This window comes from Aquiflexum sp. (genome assembly GCF_977115555.1).
In genome coordinates this window covers 1-10,418 of the sequence record NZ_CDSBKL010000125.1, presented here as the reverse complement: position 1 = coordinate 10,418, position 10,418 = coordinate 1, and the positions used below count along the sequence as shown (strand labels likewise).

The window sequence follows — 10,418 nt, the reverse complement described above, 5'->3', positions numbered from 1 at the left end:
AAATCATACAACAAAGCGAAAGCTTTTTCATCGCCTTCTCTGAGTTGGGAGACTCCAGAGGGAATGTCAAATGCTTTATCTTTATTCATCTCAGTCAAATATTAATTTCTGATTAATAGAAAAGCTTTCAGTGAATTTACCAATAATTACTTTTGCGTGCATCAATATCTGAAATATTATTCTGCCATGTTTTGATAACTCAATATAAATATGCTTTCACAAAAAATCAATAGCCTGCTAGATTTCAGAAATGTTTTGCCTGAACTAAGGTAGAATAGTATGGTGAAAAGGTGAAAAATTCAAAGAACCAATTCAAATTCTGATACAATCTTAAAAAACCAAAGCCCTGATAAAATCAGGACTTTGTAAAAATTAATCTTCCGGATAGGGGATGTAAACAAAACTTGTAAAAACCCCATCCATTACAAAGAGACAACAGAATTCGTCAGGGTCTTTGTAAGCCGCTTTGAATTCATCCAACAATTCTTCTGCAATGAGTTTCCTTTGGATAAACTCATCTACATAGGTGATAAAATAATTCCAATCCAAATCTTTTTCTACCTTACCCAAAAGTAATTTTCCGATTGGCTGCACTTCTTTAGAAATAGGGAATATCGGAAAATCCGAAAATTTCCTGCTTCTGACTTGGTAGGATGCTTCTTTGAGGATATCAGAGACTTTGACAAAATCTTTGGTGATTGTACCAAGGTATTTGCCGCTTAGTTCCGGGTCATTGAAGTCTGAAATCATGGTTTTAAAGTTAAGCGTACAACATTTTCAACATGGTAGGTCTGAGGAAACATGTCCACAGGCTGTATTTTATCTACCGTATATTTTTCTGAAAGCCAAGCAACATCCCTCGCTTGGGTGGCAGGATTACAACTCACATAAACGATTTTGGGAGCTTCCAATTTTAAGAGCATTTTGACAACGTCCTCGTGCATCCCTGCCCTTGGAGGATCTGTGATCACGACATCAGGTTTGGGATGCTTCCTTGCGAATTCCTCGGTCAAAATATCCTTGAGATCACCTGAATAAAACTGTGTGTTCTCGATCCCGTTGACTTTGGCGTTCAGTCTTGCATCCTCTATGGCTGCATCGACATATTCAATACCGATAACTTGTTTTGCGTTTTTTGAGACAAAATTGGCTATTGTTCCGGTTCCTGTATACAAGTCAAAAACAACTTCATTACCTTTTAAATCTGCGAATTCCCTTGCCACTTTATATAATTCGTAAGCCTGTTCCGAATTGGTCTGGTAAAAAGATTTAGGTCCGATCCGGAATTTTAGGCCTTCCATCTCTTCTTCGATATAGTCTTTACCTGCAAATGTGATGACATCAAGGTCATTGAATGTTTCGTTTTTTTTCAGGTTAATGATATATAGAAGGGATGTAATCTGAGGAAATTTTTGATGGAGAAATTCCATTGCTTTCGTTATCGCATCCTCATCGCTCTCTCCAAACTGTACGATGACCATGGATTCACCGGTACTTGTGGTTCTGATGATCAGGTTACGCAGGAGACCCGCCTGATTTCTGATGTCATAGAAAGACAGGTTTTCTGCCAAAGCGAAGTCCCTTAATGCAATCCGTACTTCGTTGGAAATATTTCCCTGAAGGTAGCAATGCTCAATGTCTATGATTTTGTCAAACATCTTTGGGATATGAAATCCCAATGCATTTCTTTCAAATTGCTCCCCCGAATTGATTTCCTCCCTTGTAAGCCATCGGTTGTTGGAGAAAGTAAAGTCAAGTTTGTTGCGGTAATATTGGGTTTTGGCTGAACCTAAAATTGGCAATACTTCAGGTATTTCCACTTTTGCTATCCTTTCAAACTGATCGACCACCTGCTGTCTTTTGTAGTTTTTTTGGAGATCGTAGTTGATATGTTGCCACTTGCAGCCTCCACAAGTACCAAAATGGGAGCAAAAAGGATCTATCCTATCTTTGGAATATTCATGAAATTTGATGGCTTCTCCTTCCATGAAAGAACTTTTTCCCCGGCTTATTCGGACATCTACAAGGTCACCGGGAGCCGTATTACCAACAAAAACCACCTTACCTTCATAATGGGCGACACACTTACCTTCAGCAGCTATCCTTTCAATCCTCAGGTTAGGTATTACCTTATTTTTCATCTTTCTTGACATGGGCGCAAAAATAAGGGTTTGGATCGGAAGATTGGAGAAATGAAAAATTAAAAATCGGTGGCAAATCTCCTTCAAATCCCCAAAAGCCAAGAAACACTCATTCTTCCCAAAAACATCAAGTCTGATTGCAAGGCTTCAAGTCGAATTTTTATCTTTAAGCTTTCAAAGCTGTTTTCATGAAATTAAAAGATAAAGTCGTTATAGTGACCGGAGCTACTTCAGGGATAGGGGAAGCCTGCGCTTTGGTGTTTGGTAGAGCAGGTTCCAAAATCGTAATCACAGGAAGGTCCCAAGTGAAATTAGACCATGCCTTAGAACGGCTAAAGAAGGCAGGCATTGATGCTTTAGGGATTATGGCTGATGCAGGTTCGGAATCTGACAATAAAAAAATGGCTGAGGAAACCGTCAAACATTTTGGTAGGATCGATATCCTGGTCAACAATGCCGGAATTTCTATGAGGGCACTTTTTGAAGATCTTGATATGGAGGTTTTCAGAAAAGTGATGGATACCAATTTTTGGGGAACAGTCTATGCTACCAAATATTGTCTACCTGAGATTTTGAAGAACAAAGGTTCTATTGTAGGAGTATCCTCCATCAATGGCTATCGAGGGACTCCTGCCCGAACTGCATACACAGCCAGCAAATATGCGATGAACGGATTTTTTGAATCGCTCCGTACAGAAGTCATGAAAAGGGGAGTACATGTTTTGGTAGCCTGTCCGGGTTTTACTGCTTCGAATATCCGTAACAACGCCCTTACAGCGGATGGATCCGTACAAGGAGAATCACCACGCGAAGAAGAAAAAATGATGACTTCTGAGGAAGTTGCTGAGGAGATTTTCAATGCCACTGTCAAAAGGAAAAGAGACATTGTTCTGACAAGACAGGGAAAACTTGCAGTATTTCTAAATAAGTGGATGCCTGGAATCATGGATGGAATTGTCTACAACCACATGGCAAAAGAGAAAGATTCCCCATTCAAATAAACCTATGCTCAAGGATACCTTTCAGATTTATCTCAATAGGTTATTGGACCTTTCCAGCAGGAACAGGTCGATTTACCTGTCACGATTGATACCCAATCAGATGATAGATTTGAATGACTTGGATTTTCTTAACCATCAACCTGCATTTGGCCTTGTTGAGTCTCTTTTGGCTAAAGATAAAAAAGTGACATTGATTCCGTTTGCGGACCCACGGGACAAACAGGTCAATGTTCTTTCCCAAAGGCTAAACAGGCTATCCCATTCGGTCAAAGTTGCAGAAACCGAAACAGGTGAAAAAAGTCTTTTTGTCGGTTGGCCATTTGTGGAAGGAAAATTAATCAATGAACAAGTCATCAGATGCCCCTTGATTTTCTTTCCTATTGAACTGGTAAAAGTTGAAAACGAATGGATTTTGGAAAGGAATGGCTCTGATTCCCCATTTTTCAACAAAGCATTTTTATTGGCTTATGCCTATGCTTATGGCAAAGACCACAATTATTTCGGGGAAGAAAATCCTTTGGAAAGTTTTTCAACCGATCCTATTGGTTTCAGGAATGACCTTTATGCGCTGCTGAAGCAAGAGTTTTTTTTAAGCTTCAATACTGAATTATATGAGAATAAGATCAAAGCTTTTCCTGACTCTTCCAAGTCCTTAGACGAAGAGCAGCTTAAGACAGGGAAGCTTCAATTGAAGCCTTATGGCGTACTTGGTCAGTTTTCCCAAAAAGCAAGTTTTTTGATCCAGGACTATGAAGAACTTATGGCGGGAGAGGAGTTTCCAGATTTGGAATCCTTATTCCAAAAATGGTTTGCTCCTGAGCATATTCAGCCAAATGCTGTTCGTGAGGACCAGATGTTTACCGTTTTTCCTGTGGATGCGAGTCAGGAAGAGGTCATCAAATCAGTAAGGGAAGGACGGTCCTGTGTCGTCGAAGGACCTCCTGGAACAGGAAAATCACAACTCATCAGTAATCTTGCCATTGATTTTATAGCTAGAGGAAAGAAAGTTTTGATCGTTTCGCAAAAACGCGCTGCATTAGATGTGGTTTTTAAAAGGCTTTCAAATGAAGGGTTTGGAGCTTTCTTGTCTTTGGTACATGACTTTCGTGCGGATAGAAAAGCCTTATACAAAAAAATTCATGACCAAATTTTGTCATTGGACCGTTATCAGGAAATGAACCGTGGAATTGATGCTATCCAATTGGAAAGGCAGTTTTCACAGCATTCCAGTTTGATTGATTATCATAGCGATTATTTTTCAAGTCTGAAAAAAGCCCTGTTCAATACCGAGGAATGCGGTGTTCCGATCAAGGAATTGTACCTGAGTTCCAAGCTGTCGGATGAAGCATTTGACATGAACCAATTTTACCGGAGGTTCCATGCAGGCAGGGTCAATGATTTTTTGAGGGATTTCAGGAGCTACACCTCGTTGTTCAGAAAATATCAAAACCCGGAGTCCTTTTGGTTACATCGGGTTGACTTCAGCAGTTTTGAACCGGCGGTTTCCAAGAGGATGCGGGAAGTCATGTCAGAGATTCAAAAACTGAAGCAAAGTTTTGAAGATGATTTTTCGGATTTAAAATCTTTTGATTCGTCCTTTCTGTTTTCTTTTTTTGAGCAAAAACAAAAGATTCAGGAGTTATTGAAGTTGCTGAAGCAGGAAGAAAACCTGACTCTTTTTTGGTCCCTGAAAGATTTGCCAACAAATGATGTGGATCTTCTTTGGTTGGAACATAAATTGGATGCCATCAAGTCTCTTTTTGCAGAAGAAGGTATCGAATGGCACTGTAGAGACGGCGAAGTCGAAATTCACTTACAGCTTTCTCTTGAGTTTTTGGAAAGGAAAAAGGGATGGAGGAGGAATTTTCCACTTTTATGGAAAAAGAAAAGATTTCAGCCGGTTTATCGACTGCTTTTTGAAAACAAGTTGCAGGCCAATGTGCAAGGGATCAAAACACTGATCAAAAAACTTGAAAACAGATTGAATCTCAATCATGTATATTCTCTCTTAGGTGAAAAAAATTGGATCGACCTTCCAAAAAAGCCATTTGATTTTGCTTCCTTCAACCATATCTCAGGTATTTATTCTGAAACTGTCAAGGCCAAGATTTTATTTCATGGATTCGGGTCATTGGAGGAAGTTTTGGAAGAAAATCTGAATTCAGGAACCGGATTTGTCCAAAGGCTTCAATTGGTCCTGGCTCATATAGAGGAATTGGAATCAAAAATCCCTTACTGGTCACTCTATCTAAGCAAAATCCAGATACAGCACCTGATAACTGAGCATATAGAGAAGGGAGTTTTATTTCTAGAATCTCAGGTAGATGAAGTTTTTCAAGATTTGGTGGTATTTGACAGGCTTAGGAACAGGCTCAAAGAACAGGATGTGCTAGTCATGGAAAAAATGCTTGCCACTTACCCAAACAGAGATTTTGAGGACTTGAAAAACCTGTTCTTGGCAGGATTGAAATTGAGTTGGATTGGGCATATTGAGACAAAATATCCATTACTTCAGGACGTAGTCACTTCCAAAACAAACCAAACCCAGGAAGAATTGATGGAGGCCGTTTTGGAAAAGTGGAAACTGTCCAAGTACATTGCTGAGATCAGGTTAAGGGAAAATACTTATGCAAATCTGGAATTCAACAGACTTGGAAATCTGCTTACCTACAGGGAACTTTCCCATCAGGTTAGCAAGCAAAAGAAAATCTGGAGTATCAAAAAGCTGGTAGAGAATTTTGAAAAAGAGGTATTCCAACTAGTTCCCTGTTGGCTGGCTTCTCCGGAGACGGTTTCTGCTCTTTTTCCATTAAAGCAATCTTTTGACCTTGTTATTTTTGATGAATCCTCCCAATGCTATGTGGAGCGTGGACTTCCTGCTATGCTGAGAGGCAAGCAGTCAGTCATAGCAGGGGATTCCAATCAACTCCGCCCTTTTGATCTGTATCAGATTAGGCTAGAAACAGAAGAGGAGGGAATCGAAACGGAGACAGAATCTTTGCTCGAACTTGCTTCTTCCTACTTTCAAAAATTTTGGCTGCAGGGACATTACAGAAGTGAACAATTGGCCCTGATACATTTTTCCAACCAAAACTTCTATGAAAACAGGTTGAAGATGTTGACCAGACTAGAATTGGTAAATGCTTCCGAAAACCCTTTCAAATGGAAGCCTGTAAATGGTTCCTGGGAAAAGCAGACAAATATTGAAGAGGCCGAAGCGGTATTGGAAGAAATCAAATCGATCCAAAATTGCAACCCTGAATATAGCATTGGGGTGATCACTTTCAATTTCTTCCAAATGGAATACATCAGGGAACTTGTATCTAAAGAAGATGATGTGAATCAAGAAAATCTTTCGATTAAGAACATAGAAAATGTTCAAGGTGATGAGTTTGATTGGGTGATTTTTTGTGTTGGCTATGCCAAAAACAAGAAAGGAAAATTGATAGCCAACTTCGGCATGCTTTCCAAAAGGGGAGGAGTCAACAGGTTGAATGTGGCTGTTTCACGGGCCAAAAAGAAAATTACTTTGATAAGCAGTATTGAACCCAATGATTTTAATTCAGACCAATTGAAGAATGAAGGTATTAAAATGCTCAGGGATTACCTCATTTTTGTGATTGATATCAGCAGGGGCAATGGCTTCCAAATACCTGTTCAGACCCCCTATAGATTCGAATCAGGATGGTCATTGAAAGACAAGATCGAAGGGAATTTTCAAGGTTTTTCCTTGGAAAAATTTATGGCCTCCAATTGGATGGATCTCGCCATCAAATCAGGGGATCGTTACGAAGAAGCATTGCTGACTGATGACCAAAGGTTATATGACTCAACAAGTGCCAAAGAGGCATTTGTTTATCATTCCTTGCAGTTGAGGGAAAAAGGGTGGCCGTATAAGTTTTATTATAGCAGGCAATATTGGATGGATAAACCGGTATTGGGAGATTGATCTTATTTTTTAACCACTTTCACACCCACAGTTTCTATTCCGGCAAGTTCCTCAACCCTCATGTATTGCAAAAAGTGAATACTACTGTACTGATTTTCAATCGGGAGGGTATCATACCTTGTAAAAGTGCTTCCATACCCATCTCCGAGAGGTCTTCCAGTCTTGCTGTCAAAAAGAGGGATATCCAATAGCTTTGTCTCAACTGTTTGACCAAGACTGTCTTTCAGTATATATCTCAAATAAAGATTTCTAAACTCATAATCTTTGGTGTATTTGATCCCGACAAGGGTCTTGTTTGGAACAGAAACTTTTGATACTTCAAAAGAAACCGTATCCGAAACAGGCCATGTTCCGAATTTTAGTCCTTCATATTTTTCAAAAAGCCTATCTCCATTACAGCCTGCCAAAAAGAAGCCAACGGCGAATGCCATTCCTAAAAACCTTAGATTCATTTTATTGCCCCGCGTTTTGATCACCTTTGTTTTGTTCTCCTTTGTTCTTAGAATTAAATCTTCTTCTATTGTTTTTCTTTTTCTTTGGAGCCTGGTCAGAATTAACTTCTCTTGGGATTTGAGTTCCTTTTTCTTGGTTTTCAACCGCGTTTGACCGATTTTCAACGTTTTTCCTTGGAGGGTTTTGTCTATTCTGGGGCGATTTTTCAGACGAAGGTCTGTTTGGTTTAGCCTCAGGTTTAGAACTGTTTTGCCTAATTTCAGATTTAGGATTGTTTGACCTTATTTCTGGTTTTATGGATTCATTCGATATGGCCGGGTTTTCTCCGGGATTCCTTGGTTTCTTTTTCTTCTTGGATTTCTTGTTTTTGCTGAATTTCTTATCAAGCATTTCAAGTTCCAAATTGGATTTGTTAATCAGATCTTCCTGTTCCTTGCCATGATTTGTTCTGAGGTCAAAAGGAATCACTCCTTTTGAATTCAATTCAAGAATTTCAGAAACCCTTTCACAGGTGATTGAATGCCAGTTGTTGTCATTGTTATAGCTAAACCACATCAACTTTCTGAAAATATCAGTCTTTTGGAGTTTGGCCGATCCTGCTTCCGTTTGCAATGGTTTATCCACTTCTGGGATATCACTCAAAGCAGCCATATACGTATCGAGCTCATAATTAAGACAGCACTTCAGTCTGCCACATTGCCCGGAAAGTTTGGTAGGATTAAGGGAAAGGTTTTGATACCTCGCTGCAGAAGTATTCACACTTTTGAAATCATAGATCCAGGTAGAACAGCATAATTCCCTGCCACAAACCCCTATTCCTCCCAGTCTTCCAGCTTCCTGTCGGAGGCTTATCTGACGCATTTCTACCCTGATCTTAAATTCTGAAGCAAGAGACTTAATCAATTCCCTGAAGTCAACACGGTCATCTGCAGAATAGTAAAAAGTAGCTTTTGAATTATCAGATTGAAACTCCACATCTGAAAGTTTCATTTCCATCTTCATTTCATCGATTATCTGTTTTGCCCTGTACAAAGTAGGGATTTCCCGGTTTTTAGCTTCTTCCCATTTTTCAAGGTCTTTTTGGGTAGCAACCCTGTAAATCCTTAGGATATTGTCATCATCCTTGATTTTTCTTTTTTGCATCTGCAAACGGACAAGTTCACCTTGCAGCGATACATATCCGATATGGTGACCATTAGGGACATCCACGACTACAGGATCACCTGTGGTAAGTGAAATTCGGTCTATATTTCTATAATATTCTTTTCTGCCCCCTTTGAATTTGATTTCTACAATATCAAATTTATCAACTGTAGGTATACCCATGTGGGTAAGCCAATCAAAGGAATTCATTTTATTGCAATCGCTTGTTCCACAAGTGCCGTTGTTTTGGCATCCTCCGCTAGATCCGGAAGTGGTTGAGCAGCTAGTACATCCTGACATAATTTTATATATAATGGGAGAAGATGTCTCCTCTTGGTTTTGGATTTATTTTATCAAATTTAATACATCCTGACCGATATCCCTCCGGTAATAAATGCCTTCCCAACAAATTTCGGATGCCCTTGAATACGCATTTTCAAGGGCTGATGTAATATCTTTTCCTACGCCGGTAATTGCGAGTACCCTACCTCCATTGGTGAGGATTTCCCCTAATTCAGACACTTTTGTCCCTGCATGAAAAATAATGGAATTTGAGTCGGTTTTATTCCTGCTGAGACCTTCGATTTTTTTACCTTTTTCATACTCTCCGGGGTAACCTCCTGCTACCAAAACCACCGTTGTGCAGGTGTGGGAAGCTATTTCTAAACGATAAGAATCCAATTTTGCTGTTCCCATGGCATACAAAAGACCCAGAAAATCACTCTTGATTCTCGGCAATACCGCTTCGGTTTCCGGATCGCCCATCCTTACATTATATTCTATGACATAAGGATCTCCATTGTCATTCATCAGTCCAATAAACAGAAATCCCACATATGGAATATTCTCTTTTTTCAATCCATCTATAGTAGGTTTGACTATTCTGTCTTCCACTTTTTTAATAAAATCCGCATCAGCAAAGGGTACAGGACTCACAGCACCCATACCCCCGGTATTCAGGCCTGTATCTCCTTCACCTATTCTTTTGTAGTCTTTGGCTTCCGGTAGGATTTTGTAGTGACTTCCGTCGGTGGCAACAAAAACAGATAGCTCAATACCTTTCAAAAACTGTTCGATGACAACTTTATCTGAGGCATTCCCAAATTTGCTTTCCAACAGCATTTCTTTTAGAGAACCCTCGGCTTCTTCATAGCTCTGACAAATCAAAACCCCTTTGCCTGCTGCTAGACCGTCTGCTTTTAGTACAATGGGAAGGGATTGTTTTCTGATGAAAGTTATTCCCTCATTGAAGGATTCTTTTGTGAAGGTTTCATAAGTGGCAGTGGGTATGGCGTATTTTTCCATAAACTGCTTAGAAAAATCCTTAGATCCTTCCAATTGTGCACCGGCCTGGGAAGGACCGATGACAGGTAGGCTACGTAGAATTGGGTGGTTACTAAAGAAGTCTGTGACTCCTTTGACCAAAGGCTCTTCAGGCCCCACAACAATCATATCTACCTGGTTTTCAACTGAAAATTCAGCAAGTGCCTTGAAATCAGTTGGGGAAATTGAAATGTTTTTGGCAATAGAAGCTGTACCGGCGTTTCCGGGTGCAACAAATAGTTGATTACAATTTGGGCTGTTTACGATTTTCCAGGCAAAAGCATGCTCCCTGCCTCCACTTCCTAATAATAATATATTCATTAATAAAATTCGTTTTAGTTGGCATGCTCTGAAATGAACTTGATTCTATAGACACGGATTTCTTCTTCAGCGAAATCCTCTTCCTCA

Annotated in this window: 7 protein-coding genes; 2 read left to right on the top strand and 5 right to left on the bottom strand. The window is 39.7% G+C overall.

Annotation, left to right across the window (positions count from 1 at the left end):
• Positions 1 to 372: 372 nt before the first annotated feature.
• Positions 373 to 750, bottom strand: a complete 378-nt coding sequence (locus ACZFYI_RS09460; protein ID WP_113924765.1) for a hypothetical protein — start codon at positions 748 to 750, stop codon at positions 373 to 375.
• Positions 747 to 2,153 carry a 23S rRNA (uracil(1939)-C(5))-methyltransferase RlmD gene (gene rlmD, locus ACZFYI_RS09455; RefSeq protein WP_462523880.1) on the bottom strand — a complete coding sequence of 469 codons (1,407 nt, stop codon included), beginning with the start codon at positions 2,151 to 2,153 and terminating at the stop codon, positions 747 to 749. The genes ACZFYI_RS09460 and rlmD overlap by 4 nt, the downstream gene beginning before the upstream one ends.
• A 176-nt stretch (positions 2,154 to 2,329) precedes the next feature.
• Here rlmD and ACZFYI_RS09450 point away from each other — a divergent pair, with 176 nt between their 5' ends.
• Together ACZFYI_RS09450 and ACZFYI_RS09445 are read left to right on the top strand one after the other, a co-directional pair.
• Positions 2,330 to 3,142: an SDR family oxidoreductase gene (locus ACZFYI_RS09450; RefSeq protein ID WP_462523879.1), complete on the top strand. Its 813-nt coding sequence runs from the start codon at positions 2,330 to 2,332 to the stop codon at positions 3,140 to 3,142.
• A 4-nt stretch (positions 3,143 to 3,146) separates the two neighbouring features.
• Positions 3,147 to 7,091 (top strand): AAA domain-containing protein, encoded by a 3,945-nt coding sequence (locus ACZFYI_RS09445; RefSeq protein WP_462523878.1) that lies wholly within the window; start codon positions 3,147 to 3,149, stop codon positions 7,089 to 7,091.
• A 2-nt stretch (positions 7,092 to 7,093) separates the two neighbouring features.
• Here ACZFYI_RS09445 and ACZFYI_RS09440 read toward each other — a convergent pair whose 3' ends face one another.
• The 3 genes from ACZFYI_RS09440 to purD form a co-directional block, all read right to left on the bottom strand.
• Positions 7,094 to 7,543: a gliding motility lipoprotein GldH gene (locus ACZFYI_RS09440; protein ID WP_462523877.1), complete on the bottom strand. Its 450-nt coding sequence runs from the start codon at positions 7,541 to 7,543 to the stop codon at positions 7,094 to 7,096.
• Position 7,544: 1 nt separating this feature from the next.
• On the bottom strand, positions 7,545 to 8,897 hold the full coding sequence (locus ACZFYI_RS09435; RefSeq protein ID WP_462523881.1) for a PSP1 domain-containing protein: 1,353 nt from the start codon (positions 8,895 to 8,897) through the stop codon (positions 7,545 to 7,547).
• A gap of 135 nt (positions 8,898 to 9,032) precedes the next feature.
• Complete coding sequence (gene purD, locus ACZFYI_RS09430) at positions 9,033 to 10,331, bottom strand: phosphoribosylamine--glycine ligase (protein WP_462523876.1); 1,299 nt, start codon at positions 10,329 to 10,331, stop codon at positions 9,033 to 9,035.
• Between the last annotated feature and the right edge of the window lie 87 nt (positions 10,332 to 10,418).

Coding starts and splice junctions, on each gene's coding strand:
- ACZFYI_RS09460 (WP_113924765.1), bottom strand. CDS start 750: ATGATTTCAGACTTCAATGACCCGGAACTAAGCGGCAAATACCTTGGT.
- rlmD (WP_462523880.1), bottom strand. CDS start 2,153: ATGTCAAGAAAGATGAAAAATAAGGTAATACCTAACCTGAGGATTGAA.
- ACZFYI_RS09450 (WP_462523879.1), top strand. CDS start 2,330: ATGAAATTAAAAGATAAAGTCGTTATAGTGACCGGAGCTACTTCAGGG.
- ACZFYI_RS09445 (WP_462523878.1), top strand. CDS start 3,147: ATGCTCAAGGATACCTTTCAGATTTATCTCAATAGGTTATTGGACCTT.
- ACZFYI_RS09440 (WP_462523877.1), bottom strand. CDS start 7,543: ATGAATCTAAGGTTTTTAGGAATGGCATTCGCCGTTGGCTTCTTTTTG.
- ACZFYI_RS09435 (WP_462523881.1), bottom strand. CDS start 8,897: ATGAATTCCTTTGATTGGCTTACCCACATGGGTATACCTACAGTTGAT.
- purD (WP_462523876.1), bottom strand. CDS start 10,331: ATGAATATATTATTATTAGGAAGTGGAGGCAGGGAGCATGCTTTTGCC.